Source organism: Streptosporangium sp. NPDC001559 (assembly GCF_042893955.1).
In the GTDB taxonomy this organism is placed as follows: domain Bacteria; phylum Actinomycetota; class Actinomycetes; order Streptosporangiales; family Streptosporangiaceae; genus Streptosporangium.
Window position 1 is genome coordinate 28,303 of the sequence record NZ_JBIAVG010000028.1, and the last position, 22,288, is coordinate 50,590.

Annotated in this window: 23 protein-coding genes; 9 read left to right on the forward strand and 14 right to left on the reverse strand. The window is 69.9% G+C overall.

What is annotated here, in order from left to right; translation table 11 throughout:
• Positions 1-20: 20 nt before the first annotated feature.
• Together ACFYY8_RS39965 and ACFYY8_RS39970 are read left to right on the forward strand one after the other, a co-directional pair.
• A complete protein-coding gene (locus tag ACFYY8_RS39965; RefSeq protein ID WP_390050321.1) occupies positions 21-1,046 on the forward strand; it encodes a hypothetical protein in 1,026 nt (341 codons plus the stop codon).
• Between the two features lie 83 nt (positions 1,047-1,129).
• Positions 1,130-3,049: a glycoside hydrolase family 15 protein gene (locus ACFYY8_RS39970; RefSeq protein WP_390050322.1), complete on the forward strand. Its 1,920-nt coding sequence runs from the start codon at positions 1,130-1,132 to the stop codon at positions 3,047-3,049.
• A gap of 54 nt (positions 3,050-3,103) precedes the next feature.
• Here the strand turns inward: ACFYY8_RS39970 and ACFYY8_RS39975 are convergent, their stop codons facing one another.
• Together ACFYY8_RS39975 and lepB are read right to left on the reverse strand one after the other, a co-directional pair.
• Positions 3,104-3,949 (reverse strand): universal stress protein, encoded by an 846-nt coding sequence (locus ACFYY8_RS39975; protein WP_390050323.1) that lies wholly within the window; start codon positions 3,947-3,949, stop codon positions 3,104-3,106.
• Between the two features lie 132 nt (positions 3,950-4,081).
• Complete coding sequence (gene lepB, locus ACFYY8_RS39980; RefSeq protein WP_390050324.1) at positions 4,082-4,891, reverse strand: signal peptidase I; 810 nt, start codon at positions 4,889-4,891, stop codon at positions 4,082-4,084.
• Positions 4,892-5,028: 137 nt separating this feature from the next.
• Here lepB and ACFYY8_RS39985 point away from each other — a divergent pair, with 137 nt between their 5' ends.
• Positions 5,029-5,166 (forward strand): hypothetical protein, encoded by a 138-nt coding sequence (locus ACFYY8_RS39985; RefSeq protein ID WP_390050325.1) that lies wholly within the window; start codon positions 5,029-5,031, stop codon positions 5,164-5,166.
• Between the two features lie 133 nt (positions 5,167-5,299).
• Here ACFYY8_RS39985 and ACFYY8_RS39990 read toward each other — a convergent pair whose 3' ends face one another.
• From ACFYY8_RS39990 to ACFYY8_RS40000, 3 genes are all read right to left on the reverse strand, one after another.
• Positions 5,300-5,524, reverse strand: coding sequence for a hypothetical protein (locus ACFYY8_RS39990; RefSeq protein WP_390050326.1), 225 nt, complete (start codon positions 5,522-5,524; stop codon positions 5,300-5,302).
• 443 nt (positions 5,525-5,967) lie between these two features.
• Positions 5,968-6,729: a phosphatase PAP2 family protein gene (locus ACFYY8_RS39995; protein ID WP_390050327.1), complete on the reverse strand. Its 762-nt coding sequence runs from the start codon at positions 6,727-6,729 to the stop codon at positions 5,968-5,970.
• A gap of 132 nt (positions 6,730-6,861) precedes the next feature.
• Positions 6,862-7,245 (reverse strand): hypothetical protein, encoded by a 384-nt coding sequence (locus ACFYY8_RS40000; RefSeq protein ID WP_390050328.1) that lies wholly within the window; start codon positions 7,243-7,245, stop codon positions 6,862-6,864.
• A gap of 171 nt (positions 7,246-7,416) precedes the next feature.
• Here ACFYY8_RS40000 and ACFYY8_RS40005 point away from each other — a divergent pair, with 171 nt between their 5' ends.
• Both ACFYY8_RS40005 and ACFYY8_RS40010 read left to right on the forward strand, forming a co-directional pair.
• Positions 7,417-8,484, forward strand: coding sequence for a quinone-dependent dihydroorotate dehydrogenase (locus tag ACFYY8_RS40005; protein ID WP_390050329.1), 1,068 nt, complete (start codon positions 7,417-7,419; stop codon positions 8,482-8,484).
• A gap of 42 nt (positions 8,485-8,526) precedes the next feature.
• Positions 8,527-8,730 carry a heavy-metal-associated domain-containing protein gene (locus ACFYY8_RS40010; RefSeq protein ID WP_390050330.1) on the forward strand — a complete coding sequence of 68 codons (204 nt, stop codon included), beginning with the start codon at positions 8,527-8,529 and terminating at the stop codon, positions 8,728-8,730.
• A gap of 244 nt (positions 8,731-8,974) precedes the next feature.
• On the opposite strand, the gene ACFYY8_RS40015 is transcribed toward ACFYY8_RS40010, so the two are convergent.
• The 4 genes from ACFYY8_RS40015 to ACFYY8_RS40030 form a co-directional block, all read right to left on the reverse strand.
• Entirely contained in the window at positions 8,975-10,621 is a 1,647-nt protein-coding gene (locus ACFYY8_RS40015; protein WP_390050331.1) for a beta-N-acetylhexosaminidase, read from the reverse strand.
• Between the two features lie 35 nt (positions 10,622-10,656).
• Positions 10,657-11,520 carry an N-acetylmuramoyl-L-alanine amidase gene (locus ACFYY8_RS40020; RefSeq protein ID WP_390050332.1) on the reverse strand — a complete coding sequence of 288 codons (864 nt, stop codon included), beginning with the start codon at positions 11,518-11,520 and terminating at the stop codon, positions 10,657-10,659.
• Between the two features lie 77 nt (positions 11,521-11,597).
• Positions 11,598-11,846, reverse strand: coding sequence for a hypothetical protein (locus ACFYY8_RS40025; RefSeq protein ID WP_390050333.1), 249 nt, complete (start codon positions 11,844-11,846; stop codon positions 11,598-11,600).
• A gap of 118 nt (positions 11,847-11,964) precedes the next feature.
• Complete coding sequence (locus ACFYY8_RS40030) at positions 11,965-13,050, reverse strand: LacI family DNA-binding transcriptional regulator (protein WP_390050334.1); 1,086 nt, start codon at positions 13,048-13,050, stop codon at positions 11,965-11,967.
• Positions 13,051-13,250: 200 nt separating this feature from the next.
• Between ACFYY8_RS40030 and ACFYY8_RS40035 the strand changes: the two genes are divergently transcribed.
• Positions 13,251-13,946, forward strand: coding sequence for a TetR/AcrR family transcriptional regulator (locus tag ACFYY8_RS40035; protein ID WP_390050335.1), 696 nt, complete (start codon positions 13,251-13,253; stop codon positions 13,944-13,946).
• Positions 13,947-14,173: 227 nt separating this feature from the next.
• Here the strand turns inward: ACFYY8_RS40035 and bldC are convergent, their stop codons facing one another.
• Entirely contained in the window at positions 14,174-14,377 is a 204-nt protein-coding gene (gene bldC, locus ACFYY8_RS40040; RefSeq protein ID WP_013133571.1) for a developmental transcriptional regulator BldC, read from the reverse strand.
• 322 nt (positions 14,378-14,699) lie between these two features.
• Positions 14,700-15,557 (reverse strand): hypothetical protein, encoded by an 858-nt coding sequence (locus tag ACFYY8_RS40045; RefSeq protein ID WP_390050336.1) that lies wholly within the window; start codon positions 15,555-15,557, stop codon positions 14,700-14,702.
• A 186-nt stretch (positions 15,558-15,743) separates the two neighbouring features.
• On the opposite strand from ACFYY8_RS40045, the gene ACFYY8_RS40050 reads away from it, so the two are divergent.
• Together ACFYY8_RS40050 and ACFYY8_RS40055 are read left to right on the forward strand one after the other, a co-directional pair.
• On the forward strand, positions 15,744-16,847 hold the full coding sequence (locus tag ACFYY8_RS40050) for a Leu/Phe/Val dehydrogenase (protein ID WP_390050337.1): 1,104 nt from the start codon (positions 15,744-15,746) through the stop codon (positions 16,845-16,847).
• Positions 16,848-16,997: 150 nt separating this feature from the next.
• The gene (locus tag ACFYY8_RS40055) at positions 16,998-17,231 is read left to right on the forward strand and encodes a DUF3073 domain-containing protein (protein ID WP_390050338.1); all 234 of its coding nucleotides are present in this window, start codon (positions 16,998-17,000) and stop codon (positions 17,229-17,231) included.
• A 179-nt stretch (positions 17,232-17,410) separates the two neighbouring features.
• Here ACFYY8_RS40055 and purM read toward each other — a convergent pair whose 3' ends face one another.
• Positions 17,411-18,436 carry a phosphoribosylformylglycinamidine cyclo-ligase gene (gene purM, locus ACFYY8_RS40060; protein WP_352015250.1) on the reverse strand — a complete coding sequence of 342 codons (1,026 nt, stop codon included), beginning with the start codon at positions 18,434-18,436 and terminating at the stop codon, positions 17,411-17,413.
• 37 nt (positions 18,437-18,473) lie between these two features.
• A complete protein-coding gene (gene purF, locus ACFYY8_RS40065) occupies positions 18,474-19,910 on the reverse strand; it encodes an amidophosphoribosyltransferase (RefSeq protein ID WP_352015249.1) in 1,437 nt (478 codons plus the stop codon).
• A 170-nt stretch (positions 19,911-20,080) separates the two neighbouring features.
• Here purF and ACFYY8_RS40070 point away from each other — a divergent pair, with 170 nt between their 5' ends.
• Positions 20,081-21,562 (forward strand): DUF4190 domain-containing protein, encoded by a 1,482-nt coding sequence (locus ACFYY8_RS40070; protein ID WP_390050339.1) that lies wholly within the window; start codon positions 20,081-20,083, stop codon positions 21,560-21,562.
• A gap of 217 nt (positions 21,563-21,779) precedes the next feature.
• Here the strand turns inward: ACFYY8_RS40070 and ACFYY8_RS40075 are convergent, their stop codons facing one another.
• Complete coding sequence (locus tag ACFYY8_RS40075) at positions 21,780-22,226, reverse strand: sterol carrier family protein (RefSeq protein WP_390050340.1); 447 nt, start codon at positions 22,224-22,226, stop codon at positions 21,780-21,782.
• Positions 22,227-22,288 lie beyond the last annotated feature (62 nt).

The following is a 22,288-nucleotide window of genomic DNA, read 5'->3' on the forward strand; positions in this document are numbered from 1 at the left end:
AGTGCTAAAAAGGGCCTTCTATGAGAATCTTCCGGCGCCGGAAAGGCGGACGATCTGCCGGAGACGCCTTCGTCGTCGGGCGTCTCTGGAACGACATCGCCCTTGACGCAGCCGTCGAGGCGGTCGAGGAAGGCTATCTGAACGCGGGGCTCGTCCTCCTCGGGGAGACCCACGGTGACCCGGAGTTACGTTCACTGCGGCTCGACGCGCTCAGCCGCGCCGCGGTCGGCAGGAGCCAGGGCATCGCCGAACTGCTCGCCGGGTCCCGTGACCGGGCCGACATCCTGCTCTGGCTCGGCCGTACGGTCATCGACGAGGCGTGGGTCATCCGGGGCGGCGGCTTGGCGGGGGAGGTGGATGAGGACCGGTTCAAGATGTTCTTCGCCACCCTGTCCGGTGCCCACGAACCGCTCATGGAGGCGGCGAGACTGCGTCCGTACGACCCCGTGCCGTGGGAGTCCATGATCTGGTTCGCCCTGGGCATGCAGTTCGACCGGGCCGAGGAGGACGAGATCTGGGAGGAGACCGTCTCCCGTTCCGCCACGCTCTTCTCCGCCCACTGGGCCCGGATTCAGGCGCTTTCCGAGAAGTGGGGCGGTTCCCACGAGGAGATGTTCTCCCACGCCCGGGAAGCGGCGGCGTCCGCGCCCCGGGGAAATCCGCTCACCGCGATGCTGGCACTGGCGCACCTGGAGTATCTACGCGCCGAGGAACGCCGTCTCGTGGCCGAGAACAAGATGATGGCCTACATGAAGTTCAGCATGCGGTATTTCTCCGAGCGGGTCGTCGGAGAACTGAAGGACGCCGAACGCCGCTGGACGGCCCACGCCGCCGCGCACCCCCGCGACTTCGAGGCCCACCACCTGTTCGGGGCCGTCTTCGTCCGCGAGGCGAGCACGCACGACCTCGCGGCCAGGCACCTCAGGCAGGTCGGCAACCGGGTCGGGCGCGGTGCCCCGTGGAGCTATCTCGGCGACCCCGCCGAGGAGTTCGCCGCCGCGCTGCGCAGGCTCAGGATCTCCCTGCCGGGACCCCGCGACGACTGAGGGGCGGCCTTTCTCACCTGCGGTTTCGTGCCTAGAGTGGAAGGAGACGACCGGCTCGCGGCAGGTCGGGAAGGCGGGATCCGATGACGGTGAACCCCCTGACAGGTGTGCTCCGCGACTGCTCTCCGTTCCCTCCGATCGCGGACTACGCGTTCCTGTCCGACTGTGAGACGACGGCCCTGGTCGCGCCGAGCGGGAACGTCGAATGGCTGTGCCTGCCACGGATCGACTCGCCCAGCGTGTTCGCCACCCTCCTGGACCGGGACGCCGGGGGCTTCCGCCTCGGCCCCGCCGACATCAGGGTCCCCGCGGCACGCCGCTACCTGCCGGGAACCATGGTCCTGGAGACGAGCTGGGGCACCCCGACCGGCTGGATCGTCGTGCGCGACCTGCTGGTCGTCGGCCCGTGGCACCACGACGACGAGCTGTCCCACACCCACCGCAGGGCGCCGACCGACTACGACGCCAGCCACGTCCTGCTGCGCACGGTGCGCTGCGTCAGCGGGGAGGCGCAGGTCACCCTGGACTGCGAACCCATGTTCGGCTACGGCCGCACCCCCGGCCGCTGGTCCTACACCGACCGGGGCTACCACCAGGGAGTCGCCAGGGCCGAGGGGGAGTCCCTCGAACTGAGGCTCACCACCGACATGCGGCTGGGCTTCGAGGCGACGCGGGCCACGGCGCGCACCCTCCTGAAGGAGGGCGACACCCGCTTCTGCGCGCTGACCTGGACCGCCCACGAGCCGCCCTACACCTTCGACGAGGCGTACGACAGGCTCGTGTGGACCGCGCACCACTGGCAGCACTGGCTGGCCAGGGGAGATTTCCCCGACCACCCGTGGCGGAGTTTCCTCGAACGCAGCGCCCTCACCCTCAAGGGCCTGACCTTCGCCCCGAGCGGCGCCCTGGTCGCGGCGGCGACCACCTCCCTGCCGGAGACACCCGGTGGCGACCGCAACTGGGACTACCGCTACAGCTGGATCAGGGACTCGACCTTCGCCCTGTGGGGCCTGTACACGCTGGGCTTCGACTGGGAGGCCGACGACTTCTTCTGGTTCATCGCCGACGTCGCCGAACGCGACGAGGAACTGCAGGTCATGTACGGCGTCGACGGCGAGCGCGTCCTCACGGAGCACGTCCTGGACGACCTTGAGGGCTACGAGGGCTCCCGGCCCGTCCGGGTCGGCAACGCCGCCTACGACCACCGGCAGAACGACGTCTGGGGAGCCGTCCTCGACTCCTTCTACATCCACACCCGGTCCAGGGACCGTCTCGACGAGCGGATCTGGCCGGTGCTGCGGCGGCAGGTCGAGTCCGCGATCAGATACTGGCGCGAGCCCGACCGGGGCATCTGGGAGGTACGTGGCGAACCGCGGCACTTCACCAGCTCGAAGGTCATGTGCTGGGTCGCCGTGGACAGGGGAGTACGGCTGGCCAGGCTCCGCCAGGACGCGACCCTGGTCGCCCGCTGGAGGCAGATCGCCGACGAGATCCACGCCGACGTGTGCGCCAACGGCGTCAGCGAGCGGGGGGTCTTCAGGCAGCACTACGACTCCGACACCCTGGACGCCTCACTCCTGCTCATCCCGCTGGTCGGTTTCCTGCCGCCGGACGACCCCAGGGTCCGCGACACCGTGCTCGCCGTCGCCGACGAGCTGACCGTGGACGACCTGGTGCTGCGTTACCTGCCCAAGGAGACGGACGACGGCCTCACCGGTGAGGAGGGGACCTTCACGATCTGCTCGTTCTGGCTGGTCTCGGCCCTGACCGAGATCGGGGAGCACCGCAGGGCGCGCAGGCTCTGCGAGAAGGTGCTCTCCTTCGCCAGCCCGCTCGGCCTCTACGCCGAGGAGATCGACCCGCTCAGCGGGCGTCACCTGGGGAACTTCCCCCAGGCCTTCACCCACCTGGCCCTCATCAACGCGGTCATCCACATCATCAGGGCGGAACGCGGCAGGTTCGGCGGCCGTACGTGGCGCAACCCGGCGACCGACCCCCTGTGACCCGGCCACCGGGACGCGTTCGGAACGTCAGGGAGGCGCTGGGCGGGCCCGGCGCTATCGCGAGGCGCTGAGCGGCCGGTGGGAGGGGGTCACGACGACCGGGCAGGGCGCCCCGCGCAGCAACGCCTGGCAGAGCACACCGAGCGGCAGTTCGGCCGGGTCGTCCCAGCCACGGTCCCCGACGACCACCAGGTCCGCGTCCTGGGCCGCCCGCTGGAGGGCCGCGACGTGGGCGTCGTCCACGACGGTGGTCTCCACGTTCACCTGGCCGTATCTCTCCTCAAGGATCGAGACGGCCCGCCGGAAGCCGACCATGTACTCCCGGGTGTCCCGCGCCTCCTCGGGGAGCAGGCAGATCGCCCGCAGCGACGCCTTGCGCAGCCACGCCTGTTCGAACGCCAGCCGCAGCTCCAGCCGCTCAGGGGCGGTCGCGTCGACCCCGACGACCACCAGGTTCGTCGGAGGGCCGGGCCGTTCCCCGACGACGGCGACCGGGCAGTAGGCGTGCGCGGCGAGCTGTACGGCCGTCGAGCCGATCCGCAGCTCCGCGAAGCCGCCGGAGCCACGTCTGCCGACCACCAGCAGGTCGGCGGCGCCGGACTCGCTCATCAGGACGACGGACGGCGAGCCCAGGTCGAGCGAGGTCCTGACCTCGATCCGGGGAGCCAGCCGCCGCGCCAGGTCGACGCCCTTGTCGAGCACCTGACTACCGAGGCGTTGCACGGTCTCCATGCTGGCCAGTGGCACCGGCGTTCCCTGGGACCACTGCCAGGCGTGACAGACGACCAACGGGGCGAAACGCAGCCGGGCCTCCTCGGCGGCCCACCTGAGCGCCCGTTCACTCGCCTCGGAACCGTCGTATCCGGCGACCACAGGCCGCTGGTCGGCGTTGTACTGCATCGTGCTGCCTCCCCCATGTCCCCTGTTTCCATCCTTGTCGTACTTCGCTGACCAGGGGGAACACCACGCCGTAAAACCTCCCCCACGGCCTCGCGGGGGAATCGGGGGTTACCGGAGGGGCCTACCGGGGAGTCAGCGGCGGCGGCGCAGCCGTCTGCGGGTGCGCAGGCGGACGAGGGGCACCGCGACCGCGGCGCCGAGCAACAGCGGAGCCTCGGAACCGAGGGCGGCCGTCGCGTTCAGCGCGGGCTGGGAGAAGGTGTCGGGGATGGAGATGATGCCGGCGTGCGAGAACGGCCAGACGATCACGAAGGCGCGGCCGATCACATGGTCGATCGGGATGGCGCCGCCACCGGGGTCACCCTGGTGGGCGCGCGAGTCCGCCGAGACGATCCGGTGGTCGCCCATCACCCACAGCCGCCCGGGCGGCACGGTGATCTCGAACGGCGTCGTCGAGGGCTTGTTGTCCGGGAACAGGTAGGCCTTCTCGTCGAGGGGGACGCCGTTGACCGTGATGCGGTCCTGACCGTCACAGCACTTCACCTTGTCACCGGGGACGCCGATGACCCGCTTGATGAAGTCCTTCTCCGTGGGGACCAGGCCGAAGAGGGAGCCGACCCAGTTGAGGGCGCCGGTGACCGGGTTCGAGGGCTCCTCGAACTCGACCTCGTCCTGCCAGGAGTCGACGCCGGAGAAGACCACCACGTCACCGCGCTCGATGTCGCGCACCCGGTAGACGAGCTTGTTGACCAGGACCCGGTCGTTGATCTGGAGCGTGTTCTCCATCGATCCGGACGGGATGTAGAACGCCTGGACGATGAAGGTCTTGATCAGCAGGGCCAGCAGAAGGGCGACCACGATCATGATGGGCAACTCCCGCCAGAGAGAGCCCTTCTTCTTGTCGCTGCCCCTGGCCGGCTGTTCCACGTCCTCCGCGACCACGTGCACCCCGTCCCGGCCGCCCGGCCTTCAATGGTTTCTCGCTGATGAGCCTAGATCATGCCTACTTCCGGCGCTTCGCGTCGAGGCGATCCCGCCTCTGAGTACCCAGGAGCGACGCTCCCGACACCGTCCATGAAGTGCGGAACGCCCCACGTGTGACGCCGGTCAGCGTCTCTCCCACGAGGAACCGGATCACCGCCGCCCCTGCCCTGGCCGGACTGGCAGGGCCGGCCGGGACGAGCGGTCTGGCCGTGGTCGCCTCCCTGTACGGCTGAGAGCACCCCTGGAGCACTACCGGGGTGTTCCAGGGCACTGCTGAAACACCGCGGGGCACCATGGGGCACTAAAGCACTACCGGGGCCGACGCGTCACGGCCGCCAGGCCGTACGAGGCGTCCGAGCATGTGGCTCAGGCGCTCGCCATCGCCGTCTCGGGCACCGGGCGCTGCGCGACGGGCTCGGGAGCGGCGGGCAGGGCGGCCGAGACGACCACGGAGGCGGCCTTCTGTGCGGCCGGGCAGGAGCAGTAACCGTTGGTGACGATCAGGCGTCCGCGCTGCGGGGTGTAGTCACGGGAGTCCGTGGTGAGAAGAACACCCGTGCAGGTATTGCAGACAATCGGCTGTCGATCCATGGGACGGCTTCCTTTCGAGGGTTAGCCGTCGAACCTTAGATGTCCGGCCGGCTGCTGGTTCCTTGCTGGAAAATACTTAATCTTCCATTAAGGATTTCTATCCTACTTCGTAGCCTAAAGTAGTCCAATGCGCACAGATCGTGATATTGGGTGATTTTTCTTGATCTTATCCATGTGTCACGAACCCTGCGATGGCCATTGTGGGCTTTCGAAGGACCAGTGTGGGGGATCGAGCGGTGTGACTCTGGCAACAAACCTTTTTGCCTTCATCATCCATGTCGCCCCCCGGCTTTGAGTGGAAAATTCAGTAAACGGTGGCATATCACTAGATTGACGGCACCCATTGCTGATCTTTGTCAGAATCTGTGGCGACGTTTCCTCAGGTGAGAGCCATCGGAAGGAGATCACGACGTTCGAACCCGGGGACGACACCACCGTGACGGTTACTCGCGGTCACCCCGGGAGAACGCCTCCGGCTCGACCCCCTCGACGTACGGCTCCGCGGGCCTGCGCCCCTCCTCCCGCCGCCACCGCTCGAACCCCGCCGTCGTCCCCGCGGTCACCACGACCCCCAGCGCGAGCCCCGCGATCACGTCGCTGAACCAGTGGACGCCGAGCGCGACCCGCGTGTACGCCACGAAGACCGCCAGCACCGCGGCGAGAGTCCAGGCGGCGGCTCTGGACGCCGGGCCCCTCAGCCGGGGCAGCAGCATCAGCACGAGCACACTCGCCCCCGTGGCCGCCGCCATCGCGTGCCCGGAGGGGAACGACGACCCCGGTGCCCAGGAGACCGGGTCCGGCAGGACAGGCCTGGCCCGGTTGACGACCTCCTTGATCAACACGTTCAGCACACCGCTGGCCGCGATCGTGACGACCGCCCAGACCGCGGGGCGGCGCGCTCCTCGGTACCACGCCCAGGCCGCGACGGCGACCACGAGCACACGCCAGGTGTTGGGGCCCAGGATGTCGGTCCACGCCCCGAGAAGGCGCGCGTAGCCGGGGTCGGCCAGCACGTAGGCGTGCAGTCCGGTGGCGATCGTCTCGTCGAGGTCGTTCAACGGCTCGAAGGAGATCAGCACGAGCACGAGCAACAGGACGAACGGCACCGAGAACAGTGCCACGGCCCCGACCGCGAACGTCAGCCGCATCCCCAGGCGGCGGTCGGAATCCTGACGGCTGCGCTCTCCGAGTGTCCTGGCCATCATCCATCGCTACCCGAAAGGGGACGGATATGCCAGGGATTCGACCCGCGCACGGCGGGAACGGCGCGCCATCGGCGCTGCGGGGCCCGGCCGTCTCGATCAGAGATCCTCAGGCAGGGACTCCCGGAACGCTCTTCAAGCGGCGCTTCTGCTCTCCCGCCGGGTGGTCCAGCGCAGCACGTCGCAGTGCCGCCGCTCGGCCTCGGCCAAGGCTGACTCGTCGAGGTAGGAGTCGAGCACCGCCCGTAACTGCGGCATCTGCTCGGCCACGTCGGCCCACGCCTGGGCGGGCTCGTCCCAGCCGAGTTCGATCAGCGCGTCCAGGTGCGCGGCGTAGGCCGTCCACCACTGGCGGCTCAGTTCGGCCAGGAACCCGCTCAGGCCGCCGAACTCTTGCTCGATGTCCGCCTCCCACCACGGAGGGACCGTGGTGTCACCGGTCTCGGCCATGTCCCTGAGCACGATGTGCACCAGGGCGCGGCGCCTGCGGATGATGGTCGAACGTGACAGGATGCTCATGTCCACACCCTGCCGCCCCCAGTTTGCCGAACGCTTAACGATCTGTTGACGGCAATATACGGTGCCCGCCGGACCCGCGACACGGTGACGTCTTCGTGGACACGCCGCTCCGATCCCGTACGGCATGGCCGGGGCGGGCCGCGTCCCGCCGGGGGACTACCCTGATCCGTGATGTATCGAATCGTGTTCACGCAGGTCCTCAGCCGCATCGACCCGGAGGACATCCACCACCTGACGGTCGGTGGGTTGCGCCTGCTGTCGGTGGCCCCCGTGGTCAAGCGGCTCGTCCACCGCAGGCTCGCCCCGCGCGATCCCGCCCTGCGGGTGCAGGCCTTCGGCGTGCACTTCCCCAGCCCCTTCGGGCTCGCGGCGGGGTTCGACAAGGACGCCAGGTGCGTCGAGGCCATGTCCGCGCTCGGCTTCGGCCACGTCGAGGTCGGTACGATCACCGCGCACGCCCAGCCGGGCAACGCCAGGCCCAGGCTGTTCCGCCTGGTCAGGGAGCGGGCGATCATCAACAGGATGGGCTTCAACAACGCCGGTGCCGTCGCCGCGGCCAAGGCCCTCGGCAGGACCCGCGGGGTCCCCGTCGTGGTCGGCGTCAACATCGGCAAGACCAAGGTCGTGCCCGAGTCCCAGGCCGTCGACGACTACGTGACCAGCGCCAAGGAGCTCGCCCCGCTGGCCGACTACCTGGTGGTCAACGTCAGTTCGCCCAACACCCCGGGTCTGCGCGACCTGCAGGCCGTCGAACTGCTGCGTCCCCTGCTGCGGGCGGTCAAGGAGGTCGCCGACGGCACGCCGAGGCGCACCCCGCTGCTCGTCAAGATCGCACCGGACCTGGCCGACGAGGACGTGGACGCCGTCGCCGACCTGGCCCTCGAACTCGGGCTCGACGGCGTCATCGCCACCAACACCACGATCAGCCGCCAGGGCGTGAGCAGCACCGAGACGGGCGGCCTCTCGGGGCGTCCGCTGCGGGCCCGTTCGATCGAGGTGCTGCGCAGGCTCAGGGCACGGGTCGGTGACCGCCTCGTGCTGGTCTCCGTCGGCGGCGTCGAGGGCGTCGACGACGTCTGGGAGCGCCTGCTGGCCGGGGCGACCCTGGTGCAGGGCTACACCGGCATGATCTACGAAGGACCGCTGTGGGCCTGGCGGATCAACCGCGACCTGTCACGGCGCCTGCGGAGGCACCGTGTCACGGATGTGCGCCAGATCATCGGCCGCACCGCGGGCTGAGGTAATACCCTGGGAGGGTAAACCTCGACACCTGGAGGCGTGATGAGCCTGAGCACATACACCGTCACCGGCATGACCTGCGGCCACTGCGTGAGTTCGGTCAAGGAGGAGGTCGGTGAGGTCCCCGGCGTGACCGGCGTCGAGGTCGACCTGGCCAGCGGCCGGGTCGACGTCTCCGGTGAGGCCCTCGACGACGCCGCCATCCGCGCCGCCATCGAGGAGGCCGGCTACAAGGTGGAGGGCTGACCGCCCACCCGTTTCTCGTACGGCATGCCCCCCGGCGCCACCCGCCGACCCCGGCGCGCCCCGCGCCCCGCACCCCACGCCCCTCGTCCGTCCGGCCCTCCCGCCGCGACGTCCACGGCCACCCTCGTGGAGCCCGTGACCCCGGCCTCCACGGGAGCCGGGGCCACGGCGGGGACGATCTCTCGCGAGGGCCGTGACCCTCACACCGGGGACCGGTCGTGGTTCCCGGTGCCGGGCCGTACCGTCACATGCTCGGCCGGGTCGAGTCGGCGTCGTGGGTCATGCCCTCAAGGCGCTTCATGACGTCCTCTACGTTGACGAAGCCGGGGCGGTGGCGGCGCGGACCGGCGCCGCCGAGCTGCCACGGGCGCGGCCCGGACAGCGGGCGGTACTCGACGCCGAGCGCGTCCAGCCTGCGCAGGTGCCGTTCGAGCCGGGCGTCGAAGTCGGCCCCGGGCGTGCCCGACCAGGCGATCTCGGCCAGCGCGCAGCCCCTGGGCCACGCCCGGTAGTCGAGCGCCCTGGCGTCGGGCAGCCGCTCGCTCCACAGCTGGAACTGCGCCCCGATCACGTGCTCCCGCTGCGCGTCCGTCCACGACGACGGCGCGGGCTCGTAGGCCACGACGTCGCCGACGGTGATGGTCTCGCCGATGGCCAGCGGCTCCTCCTCGGAGGCCGCCTCCGCGTAGTCGAAGTACAGCGGGAAGACCGGGGTCTGCACCACGTCGTGCCCGGCCTGCGCGGCCCGCCGCGCCACGCCGGGGCCGCGCCAGGGCATCACGATCGTGTCGGGCCGCAGCATGCCGCTGACGAAGGCCTCGTCCCACACCACGGCCCTGCTGCCCCGCTCGGCCAGCACGTCCGCGAGTCTGCGCAGGAACCACGCGTGCAGGTCGCCCACGTTCTCCAGGCCGAGCTCCGCCTGGAAGGCGACGATCTCGGGGGAGGCGGCCCAGTCGTCGAGCACGCACTCGTCCCCGCCGATGTGCACGTACGGCGTCTCGCCGAGAGCCCCCAGGATCTCGTCGATGACGACGGTCAGGAAGTCGACGGTCGACGGCAGCGGGGACAGGATGGCGGTCGAGATGCCCCAGCGGTCGAGCACGGTGAACGGCTCGGGGGTCCTACCGCCGGTCGCCCGCGCGTCGAGCTCGGGGTAGGCCGCCAGGATCGCGCAGGCGTGCCCGGGAACGTCGATCTCGGGCACGACCGTCACGGCCCGCGCGCGGGCGTATCCGGAGATCTCCGCCAGGTCGTCCAGCGTGTAGTACCCGCCGTGCGGCACCTCGTCGTAGACCGGCGCGTCCTCGTGGTGCCCGACGATCGTGCGCGGCCGGTGTGAGCCGACCTCGTGCAGCCGGGGGTAGGCCCGGCTCTCGACCCGCCACCCCTGGTCGTCGACCAGGTGCAGGTGGAGCCGGTTCAGCTTGTGGACCGCCATGAGGTCGATCATCCTGAGCACCTCCCGCTTGGGCAGGAAGTGCCGCGCGAGGTCCAGGTGCGCCCCGCGCCACGCCAGGCGCGGCGCGTCCCGCACGGTGACACCGGGAACGCTCCAGTCCTCACCGGGGGAGGCGCGGAAGGCCGCGTCGGGCAGCAGCTGCCGCAGCGTCTGGCCCGCGTAGAACGCCCCCTGGCGGTCGCCTGCCGCGATCCGCACCCCCTGGCCCGTCACCTCAAGCGTGTAGGCCTCGTGGCCCAGCGCGGCGTCGTGCTCGACCGTGACCGCTCCGGCCTCTCCCGCCCCCGCGGGCCTCAGGTCGAGCACGGACAGTGCCAGCCGTACGGCCCCGGCCAGATCGGCGGGGCCGGCGACGGGAGCTCCCGGGGAGAGCTCGAACGAGTCGGTGGAGGTTTCGAAGGCGACAGGACGTGGCAACGGCGCATTCATGCATCAGATCATGTCAAATCGAACATGATCGCGCATTACTTGAGATAGTTCTGCAGCCCGTTGGCAAGGGCGAGGGCGGCCTTCTGGCGGAACGCCGGGCTCTGGAGATTCGCCGCGTCCCCCGCGTTGCGCATGTTGCCGCACTCGATGAAGATCTTCGGGACCGTGGAGAGGTTCAGGCCGCCCAGGTCGTTGCGGGAGTCGAGGGCCTTGTCGCCGATGTAGGTGGAGTAGGCCGTCCCGGTGCCCGCCTTGTAGGCGTTCCGTACGTCGATGCCGAGCTTCTTGGACGCCTCGACCACCGGGTCGACCGGTCCGTTGATCTTCTTCGGCATGATGATGTGGAAGCCGTGACCGTTGGCGGGAGCCCCGTCGGCGTGGATGGAGATCGCCGCGTCGGCGTGGGCCTTGTTGCCGACCGCGGCCCGCTCGGTGATGCACGGCCCGAAGCCCGAGTTGTTCTGCCGGGTGAGCTTGACCGTCGCGCCCCTGCTCTTGAGGATCTTGGCCAGGCGCTGGGAGACGTCCCAGGTGAAGGCCGCCTCGGTGTAACCGTTGTTGGTCTCGGTGCCGGTGGTGTCGCAGGCCTTCTTCTTGGTCAGGACGTCGACCTGCTTGTTGATCTCCGCCGGGTGCCGGTAGTTCTGCCCGTTGTGGCCCGGGTCGATGACCACGACCTTGCCCTTCAGCGGGTCCGCGGGAACGCTCCCGCCCGTCGCCGGGGTCTCAGGAGCCGGGGTCGCCGTCCGCTCCGACAGCGCGGAGGCGGGCGAGGCCGTACCGGTGGCGGGGCCGCCGTTCTGCGCCGGGGCCGCGCCGGTGCCGCCCGTGGTGCCGCCGCAGGCGGCGACGCCAAGGCCGCACAGAGCAAGAGTGGCCACGAGTGCTTTGCTGGTCACGCTCATCCTCCTTGAAGGAACCGTCAACCACCCAACCTACGTGGCCCGGGACCGTTACCTCGCCGAGACCCCGGCGGTCACCAGACACGCTCGCTCGTCTCCTGCTTCTGCAGCAGAGCGGCGAGTTCTCTGGCGTCGTCCGCGTCCAGCCCGAGGACCACACGCGGACGGCCCCAGGGGTGATCGATCGAATGGGCCACGTAGCTCGCGACGGACTCGGCGCCCGTGTCCTCGCCGCGCCCTCTGGTGGCCCGCCAGTGCGCCCATGCCCGCTCAAGCTCGGCGGCCGCCCGTTGGGCGCACGAAATCAGCTCAGGATCACGCATTGCTACCCCCTCGTCACATCGCAGTCAACACCCGCGTGTCTTCGCGACATCGAGGATTGACCTGCTTTTGACGGGGACTTGGGGCCCGCCTGGACCTGTAACGCTCCAGGCAGGCTCCCTACGGCAGCGCGGGGCCCGTGCTGCGCCGTACGACGAGCTTGGGAGTGATCTCGCGCAGCCGCGCGACCTTGCCCGGCTCGCCGATCCGGTCGCTCAGCAGCGCCGCCGCGGAGCGCCCCATCGCCCTGCGGGGCTGGTCGACGGTCGTCAGCGAGATCGGCTGGGTCCCGGCGAGGTGGACATTGTCGTATCCCACGACCGACAGGTCCTCGGGCACCCGCAGGCCAAGCTCGGCGGCGGCGGCGAGTACCCCGATCGCCACCGTGTCGTTCGCGGCGAAGATCGCGGTGGGACGGGGGTCACGGGTCAGCAGCCTGCGCGCCGCCTCCGCCCCGCCCTCCTCGGTGCACTCGCCCTGCTCGACCATGATGTACGGCGCCAGCGCGTGCCTGCGCATCGCGACCAGGTAGCCCTCGCACCGGAAGCGGCCCGAGGAGAACCGGGTGCCCTCGATGTGGGCGATCCTGCGGTGGCCGAGTTCCACGAGATGGTCGATGGCCAGCCGCGCCCCGAGCTGGTCGTCGTCCACGACGATGTCCACGCCGCCCAGCTCGATGTCACGTTCGCCGACCACGACCGTCGGCGTGTAGCCGGTGGCCTCGACGAGCGTCTCGCTGGTGGGCGCGATGCCGAGCAGCACGAGGCCGTCGACGCGCAGTTCGAGGAACGCCTCGACCGCCTCGTCCTCGAAGGCCGGGTCCCACTGGCTGTTGCCGATGAGCAGCCGCAGGCCGTCACCGTGCAGGCTCTCCTGCAGGCCGTCGAGGAACTCGGCGTAGAAGGGGTTGTGCAGGTCGGCGACGAGCGCCCCGACCAGGTGGGTGCGGCCCTCGACGAGGCTGCGGGCGACCGCGTTCGGCCGGTATCCGAGCTCTCTGGCCGCCTGGAGCACCGCCTGCCTCCGGTGCTCGCTGACGTGCGGCGATCCGCGTAGCACGAGCGAGACCAGTGATTTGGAGACACCGGCGCGCTCGGCCACGTTGCGGATCGTGGGCCGTGGACGCGGCCCCGCGCCGTCCTGTAGGACGGGGTCGGCGAACTCGCGCGCTCGGGTGACGGTGGTGTTGACCGGTGGTCCTGACATGGCTCTCCCCCGGGAAGTGGTGGATGGGCACCTGTCACTCAAAACGATCGAGTTACGAATCGGGTACGGCCTGAAGGCTGTTTCCTGGATCTTTCCCCCCACTCCGGTCACCCAGATGGCGGCTCACCACGGCGAAAGCCCAGAAAACGACTCTTGTTTCTCCCTGCCACCCCTTGATCGGCTCGGCTAGTGTGCGGGACGTGGGTTCGATATCCGGGGCCGAGGAACGGGAACGGGACAGACCCGCGGGGCGGGGCGCGCGTCCCGCACGGCGCAGGCTCAGCGTCGACCGGCGGCGTGAGGAGCTCGTGGCGGCGGCCCTTGAGCTGTTCGGCGCGCGCGACGCGGAGGACGTCTCCATCGACGACGTCGCCTCGGCCGCGGGCACGTCGCGGGCGCTGGTCTACCACTACTTCGGCGGCAAACAGGAGCTCTACGTGGCCGCGCTGCGCAGCGCGGCGGACCAGCTTGAGGCGCGTCTGCAACCGAGCGAGAACGGCGGCCCGGTCGAGCGGCTCGCCGTGGGGCTGGAACGCTACTTCGACTTCGTCGAGGAGCGCGCCACAGGCTTCGCTGCACTGGTCAGAGGCGGCCCCGCCAACCGCAGCGGCGAGGTCGGCGAGATCGTCGACGGGGTACGGCACCGCCTGCTGGGCCTGGTGATGAGGCTGTTGCGGGTCGAGGAGCCCGGACCCGTCCTGCGGATCACGCTGCGTTCGTGGATCGCCTCGGTCGAGACGACGGCCCTCGACTGGCTGGAGCGCCGCGACGTCGACCGGCGGGTGGTCGAGCGCATACTGGTCGACCACATGGTGGCCACGCTCCGCGTGGCGGCCGGTCACGACCCGAGGGTCGTGCCGTTGCTGGAGAACCTGGTCTCCGAACACGCACCGTGACCGGCTCGGAAGATCACCGGGCGGGCCGTTGGTTACGGAGCGTGTGGGCGGAGTATGGGGGCCGGGGCAGGGGTGGGACCAGGTTTCGGGGCCGGGCCGTACGGGACGATGTGGGGCGGCGCCGGGCGGGCGACGCCGCATCCCACATAACCCGTGTGGCCTCACGCGCTCACGAATCCGACGTGAGCGCGCGCTGGATCCCCCCTAGGTCCGTGACGGCCCCCGTCTTACTCCGAGCGCTGTTGCGGAATCCCCGCCAGCAGCGCGCGAACCTCGGTTTCCCGGTAGCGGCGGTGTCCGCCGAGTGTGCGAATGGACGTTAGCTTCCCGGCCTTCGCCCACCGGGTGACGGTCTTGGGATCGACCCGGAACATGGTTGCGACCTCCGCCGGGGTGAGCAGCGGCTCTGCCTCGGGTGTACGAGCTGACATTTGTGCGGCCTCTCCTCCATGTGGACCGGCGACAGCGATCCTGCGACTTGACGCTTGTCACGGATGTTGTCCCCCTATGGCCCCTTGCGTGCGGCTGTTCGGGCCATATGCGGCATCACCCGATGTGACCATACAGCCACGTAGAGCGATTGGCGAGCCTTTGAGTGGCTCATCTCTCTTGTGCACCTGTTGTTGTCACGCTCGGTGATTCTAGCGACACGTTTCGTGGTATCGCAGTGAAAACGGCAAACTACTCAGTTCGTAGACGTGTCACCGGTCATCGACGAACCTACTTATGCAGGTCAGAGGGATGATTTGCGACTCAGTTTGCTGATTCGAGAAGTTGTATTGATCTCCAGCGGAGGATCACGCGCTGGTACATGGCGTAGGCCAACTCTTCCTCGCCGTTCTCCAGACCTGTCAGCGCGGCGGCGATCTCCGCGACCGACTGGTCGGCCTGGAGCTTGTCGTCGCCCATCAGATGGACGATGCCGCCGTAGTCGAGTTCCACGAGCGAGTGCGGGTGGAACTCCTCAAGCCAGCGGGCGATCTCCTCGACCTCGGCGGCGACCGCGACCTCGCCGACCTGCCTGCGGATGATCTGCAGGGCGCGGGCGCAGCGCCGCCTGGCGTGGGCCATGGACGTCACGTAGATGAGGTTCCTCGTGGTGGTCGTGCCCTCGGGGTCTCCCTCTCCTTCGAGCACGAGCCAGCGCTCGTTGCCGTCGAAGGGGACGAACCACGACGTGGGAACGTGCCAGGTCGAGGTACGGATGTGGGTGCGCAACGCGGCGGCCCCGCCACGGCGCTTGAACTTGTCGAAGTCGTCGGCCGTCTGCTCGGCGACGGAGATCGGTACGAACCGCTCCATCAGCCTCGCGGGGGTCGAGCCACGGAAGCGGGAGAAGGCCAGCCACGATCTCAGCCGGCTCTGCCACGGGCAGACGTAGAGGACGTCCTCGACACGTCTGAGGTAGGCGTTGGGGCTCTCCTGGGCGGGAGCGGGGGACGGGGGCACCCCGAGGAGGCGCCGTACGGCCTCGCCGTGCTCGGCGTGGAGCGCGCCCGCGCGGCGAGGCCGGTCGGTGGCCTCGGCGTAGGCGGCCCAGGATGAGCGTTCCGGCGGGGCGAACGCGGTCAGCGGTTCGTAGACACGGAGGTACGCGGCATAGGGCAGCACGTCCGCATCGTGTCACGAAGGGCAGGTCGTTGTCCGGTGCCGTCGTCGTGAGGAGTTCCGTCGTCCAGGGCGTCTCGGCTGGTGAGACCCAAGGGGCGCGATCGCGGCTCGTTACATGGTTCTGGCTACGCTGAGGGTGATCTCCGCCGCAACGGAGCGGCGGACGGACGACCGGGAGCCACCACCGTGACCGACGTCTTCGGGCTGTCCCACAAGGACACCAGCCCAGCGAACAGCCAGGCCAGGCACGAGCAGGTCGTGTTCTGCTCCGACGAGCACAGCGGCCTGCGAGCCATCATCGCCATCTACAACACCGCCCTCGGCCCTGCCCTGGGCGGTACCAGGTTCTACCCCTACGCCAGCGAGCAGGCGGCCCTGACCGACGTGCTCAACCTCTCCCGGGCGATGGCCTACAAGAACGCCCTGGCCGGTCTCGACCTCGGCGGCGGCAAGGCCGTCATCATCGGAGACCCCTCCGCCGACAAGAACGAGGCCATGCTGCGCGCCTACGGCAGGTTCGTGCAGTCCCTCGGCGGCCGTTACTTCACGGCCTGTGACGTCGGCACCTACAGCGAGGACATGGACCTCGTGGCCCGCGAGAGCTCATACGTGACCGGCCGCACACTGGCCAACGGCGGAGCGGGCGACTCCTCGATCCTGACCGCCTACGGCGTGTTCCAGGGCATGCGGGCCGCCGTCGAGCACGTCCACGGCACGTCGGACCTGCGCGGCAGGAGGGTCGGCGTCGAGGGCGTCGGCAAGGTCGGTCACCGCCTGGTCGACCACCTCGTCGAGGCCGGGGCCGAGGTCGTGGTCTGCGACGTCAGCGAGCGGGCCGTCGAGCGGGTCCGCACCAGGCACCCGCGGGTCGAGGTGGTCGCCGACCAGGTCGCGCTCACCGGCGCGGACATCGACGTCTACGCGCCGTGCGCCCTGGGCGGGGCACTCGACGACGAGACGGTGGCCAGGCTGCGAGCCAAGATCGTGTGTGGTGGGGCGAACAACCAGCTCGCGCACCCGGGGGTGGAGAAGGAGCTCGCCGACCGCGGAATCCTCTACGCGCCCGACTACGTGGTCAACTCCGGCGGCGTCATCCAGGTGGCCGACGAGATCCACGGGTTCGACATGGACCGTGCGAAGGCAAAGGCCACCCAGATCTTCGACACGACTCTCAAGATCTTCGTGACGGCGGACGAGGATGGCATCCCTCCGGCGGTCGCAGCCGATAGGCTAGCGGAGCGCAGAATGTCGGAAGTCGGGCGAATTAGGGGCATTTGGCTGGGCCGCTAGCCCATCACGCCCATACGGCGTACCGAGCCGGGCGTAAAACGGGTACGGTTGTAGTCGAACGAGAGCTGACGCCTCAAGTCAGGTGGCGTCAGTGCGTGGTGCGTTAGCGACGAGGGGTCGGGCACGACCCCACACGAGGGGGTCGAGCCAATGGGGCGCGGCCGAGCAAAGGCCAAGCAGGTCAAGGTTGCTCGCCAGCTGAAGTACAACAGCGGTGGCACTGATCTTGAGCGTCTTCGCGACGAGCTCGGAGTCAGAGACGACTCCAACCACGATGACGACGCCAACGACTCCTATGACGAACTGGCTGAGCGGTACGCCGATTACGCCGATGACTACGGCTCCGGAGACGACCGTGAAGACGGGACGTCCGGCCGGCGTTAGGCGGCTTCACTCCGAATACGAGTGAGAGACACCCGGAGGCCGAAAGACCACCGGGTGTTCTCCCTGTGTCTTTTCCCGACAGCGTTCCGGCTCCCGGAGCGCTGTTCGGCGTTTTCACGGAGACATTCCGGATTCCGAACGCCCCGGGTGGCCGTCCACCCGGGGCTCGCCGTACACGGCTAGCGGTAACGCGCGACACCCGTGCCGGGGACGACCTCGCCGAGCACCCAGGCGGGCAGGCCACGCGCCTTGAGCAGCGCCAGGGCCGGATCGACGGCCTCCGGCGCGACGATCGCGGCCATGCCGACCCCGAGGTTGAAGGTGCGGTCCATGTCGGCCTGCGCGATCTTCCCGTGCCCGGCGAGCAGCCCGAAGACCGCGGGCGGGGTCCAGGAGGAGCGGTCGAGCAGGGCGTCGAGCGTCGGCGGCAGGGAGCGGGACAGGTTGCCCTCAAGGCCGCCGCCGGTGATGTGCGCGTAGGCGTGGACCTCCGTCGCACGGGTCAGCTCAAGGCAGTCCAGGGCGTAGATCCTGGTCGGCTCCAGCAGCTCCTCACCGAGCGTACGGCCGAGCTCGGCGAACTGGTCGTCGAGCGAGAGACCGGCCTGCGCGATGACGTGCCGTACCAGCGAGTAGCCGTTGGAGTGCACGCCGGAGGAGGCCAGCGCCAGCACCACGTCACCCTCGCGGACCCGGTCACGGCCGAGCAGCTCGTCGCCCTCGACCACACCGGTCGCCGCGCCCGCCAGGTCGTACTCGTCGGCGCCCATGGCGCCCGGGTGCTCGGCCGTCTCACCGCCGACGAGGGCGCAGCCCGCCAGGCGGCAACCCTCCGCGACACCGCCGACGATCTCGGCGATCCGCTCGGGGACGACCTTGCCGCAGGCGATGTAGTCGGTCATGAAGAGCGGCTCCGCGCCGCAGACCACCAGGTCGTCCACGACCATGCCGACCAGGTCGATGCCGATCGTGTCGTGCTTGCCGAGGCGCTGGGCCAGCATGACCTTGGTGCCGACCCCGTCGGTCGAGGTGGTCAGCAGCGGACGCCGGTAACCGAGCAGCGCCGAGGCGTCGAACAGACCGGCGAAGCCGCTGGCGTCGTCGACCACCTCGGGCCGTCGCGCCCGCGCGACCTTCGCCTTCATCAGCTCGACGGCGCGTTCGCCCGCGTCGATGTCCACACCGGCGGCGGCGTAACTGGTCATGCGGTCTCCGAGGTGTTCTGCGGGATCACAGACAGGATCACAGCTTGGCTTCCAGGACGTACTTGCCGACGTTGTCCTGGTCGATGGCGATGGGGTAGACGCCGTCGAAACAGGCCCGGCAGAGCCGTTCAGCGGGGATCGTGGTCGCCTCGGTCAGCCCCTCGATCGAGATGTAACCGAGGGAGTCGGCGCCCAGGGAGGCACGGATCTCCTCGACGCTGAGCGAACCGGCGATCAGCTCGGCCCGCGTCGCGAAGTCGATGCCGTAGAAGCACGGCCAGGCGACCGGAGGGGAGGAGATGCGGACGTGGACCTCCCTGGCCCCCGCCTCGCGCAGCATCTTGACGATCGCCCGCTGGGTGTTGCCGCGCACGATGGAGTCGTCGACGACGACCAGGCGCTTGCCCGCGACGACCTCCTTCAGCGGGTTGAGCTTCAGCCGGATGCCGAGCTGGCGGATCGTCTGGGACGGCTGGATGAACGTGCGGCCGACGTAGGAGTTCTTGACCAGGCCCTGACCGTACGGGATGCCGCTCGCCTCGGCGTAGCCGACGGCGGCGGGGGTGCCGGACTCGGGCGTCGGGATGACCAGGTCGGCCTCGACGGGATGCTCACGGGCCAGCACCCGGCCGACCTCGACGCGGGTGCTCTGCACGCTGCGCCCGGCGATCGTGGTGTCGGGACGGGCCAGGTAGACGTACTCGAACAGGCAGCCCTTGGGCTCGGGGAGCGCGAACTTGCGCGAGCGCACACCCCGCTCGTCGATGGTGATCAGCTCGCCCGGCTCGATCTCGCGGACGAAGGTCGCGCCCACGATGTCCAGCGCGGCGGTCTCCGAGGCGACGACCCAGCCGCGTTCGAGACGGCCGAGCACCAGCGGGCGGATGCCCTGCGGGTCACGGGCGGCGTAGAGGGTGCGCTCGTCCATGAAGACGAGCGAGTATGCCCCCTTGACCTGCGGGAACAGCTCCGCGGCGGCGTCCTCGATGGGCTGGCTGCGGTCCTGGGCGAGCAGTGAGGCGAGCACCTCGGTGTCGGTCGTCGCCCTGGTCGAGCCGGGGGCGAGCCGCTGGGAGAGCTCGGGGGTGTTGATCAGGTTTCCGTTGTGGGCGAGCGCGAGGCCGCCCTCCTCGGTCGAGCTCAGCGTCGGCTGGGCGTTCTCCCAGACGCTCGACCCGGTGGTCGAGTAACGGCAGTGCCCGATCGCAAGGTGGCCGCGGAGGGTGCCGAGGATCGACTCGTCGAAGACCTGGGCGACAAGGCCCATGTCCTTGTAGACGAGGATGCGGCTTCCCTCACTGACCGCGATGCCCGCGGACTCCTGCCCGCGGTGCTGCAGCGCGTACAGCCCGTAGTAGGTGAGTTTGGAGACTTCCTCCCCGGGTGCCCAGACGCCGAAGACGCCGCACGCGTCTTTCGGAGGCCGGTCACGGGGGTCAAGGTCATGGCTCAGCTGGCCGTCGCCCTTCAGCACATGCTTCAGTCTAGGTCGGCTTCCTCGTTGCTCGAACCCGGGGGCCTTCTCCGCCGTCTGCCGCACCGTTGCCGAACAATCGTCGGTGTTTTGCCGTGTCGGCCTGTTTCGCGGCAAAGAGCCGGGGGAGTGTGAGGTATCCGGCATCCCTACACGTCGGGAGAGTGGACGTGACAACACCTGAGGACCCGAACCAGTCTGATCCGCGGCGGGAACAGCGGGACCGGTGGCCCGACGGGGAGCCCGAGGAGGCGGCGGGCCGGGAGCACCCGACGGCCCCGGGAGAGGGGGAGGAACCAGAGCCGCGCTCTCCCGAGCCCAGGCGGCCGATTCCCGAGGAGCCGGAGCCGTGGTCTCCCGAACCGCGCGAGCCGGTGCCCCGGGAGCCGGGGGCTCCGGAACCGGGGCTGCCCGGTCCAGGGACGCCCGCCCCAGGAGTGCCCGCCCCAGGAGTGCCGGGTCCGGGAGTGCCGGGTCCGGAAACGCCGGGAGTGCCGGAACCGGGGACGCCGGGGCGGTGGGAGAGGCCGCCGGGGGAGCCGATCTTCACGCCGGACGAACCGGTGACACCGCGTCATCCCGACCTGCCGACCGCTCCCGAGGTCCCGGAACCCCTTCAGACCGACCCTGGCTCGGACAGAGGTCCGGACGGGGGCCCAGGCAGGGGTTCGGACAGGGGTTCGGACGCCACCGAGGTGTTCCAGTATCCCGAGCCCGGCCGGTACGGAGGCATCCCCGGCGCCAGCCCCTACGGAGGTCAGGGCGCCCAGGGCCAGGGTGTCCCGTACGGCGGGGCGGGCGGAGAGGCACCGCCGTACGGCCGGCAGGCCGCCGGCCACCGGGGAGGCCAGGAAGGACCGTACGGCGAGGAACACCGGGAAAGCGGTCAAGCGGAGCCGTACAGCCAGGAGCAGCCAGGAAGCGGGCAAGCGGGGCCGTACGGCCAGGGGGGCCTGGGAGCCGGTCAGGAGGGGCCGTACAGCCGGCACGCGGGAACCGGCCAGGAGTATCCGGGAACCGGTCAGGGAGGGTCGTACGGTCAGGAACGCCCGGTGGGCGGTCAGGAAGGGCCGTACGGACAGGGGTACCTGGGAGCCGGACAGGAGAGACCGTACGGACAGGAGCGCCCGGGGACCGGACAGGAGGGGCCGTATGGCCCGGGGGGCCTAGGAGCCGGACAGGAAGGGGCGTACGGGCAGCAACCGGGGGCCGGTCGGGAAGGGGCGTACGGGCAGGGGCAGCCCTACCAGCCGCCGCTCACGCCGGGGGGACCGGGCTATCCGGGGGCGCCGCCGTACCAGGGGGGTTACCAGAGCCCGTACCAGAGGCCGCGTGGCGGCGGGCTCGGCACGGCGTCGCTCGTGCTGGGCATCGTGAGCATCTTCCTGCTCGTGGCGTGCGGCCTCGGCGTGCTGACGGCCATCGCCGGACTGGTCATCGGCATCGTCGCCTTCGTGAAGGACTCCAACCGGGGCCGCGCCGTCGGGGGCATCGTGTTGAGCGTGCTGGCGCTGATCATCGCGGTGGTGTTCCTGACGTGGTTCTACAGCACGGTCGGTGACTGCATGAACCTGCCGCCCGGCCTGCAGCAGCGCTGTGTCGAGGAACGGCTGGGCGTGCAGGTCCAGAGCGCGCCACAGTGGCGGTCGTAGGTGACGGCCACAGCGACGACCGCGGTGACGGTCACGGTGGTGGCCGCAGCTGGGACCGCGGCGACACCCACGGCGACGACCGCAGCGGTCTCACACGGGCTCCCCGATGATCCCCAGTGATCCACTGGGGAGCCCGCGGTGGCGGGTGGGCTCGGGGGTGGTCGTGAGGGACTCCGGGTGGTCCCACGGTGTGGCGGGCGAGGTCTTCGGACGGTCGCTAGGTGACGGGCAGGTGGGCGGAGAGGTCGGCCCGGCTTCCGCTCGCCGTGACCCGGCCCTCCTCCTCGGCACGCTCCCAAGTCAGCCGCCCGGTGGCCAGTTCGAGCCAGGTGAGCGCGTCGGTCTCGATCACGTTCGGCGGGGTGCCCCGGGTGTGCCGGGGTCCCTCGACGCACTGCACCGCGGCGTACGGCGGGACCCGCACCTCGACGGTCCGTCCCGGCGCCGCCGTGGCCAGCCGGTCGAGCAGATGCCGTACGGCGAAGCGGGCGGCCTCCCGCTCGGGGCTCAGGCCCAGGTCGTAGGCCCGCAGCACCACGGCGACGCAGGCCCGCAGCAACTCGGCGGTCGTCTCCCCGCCGTCGTAGGCGGGCTCGCCGAGCGCGACGAGCTGGGCGTCGAGGGCGGCGTGGACCTTGGCGGGATCCGGCTTGTGAGGAGGCACGTTCCCATCATCCCCCGGCTCGGGGTGGGGATCGCGACACACGCTTCACCGGGTGGGCAGGC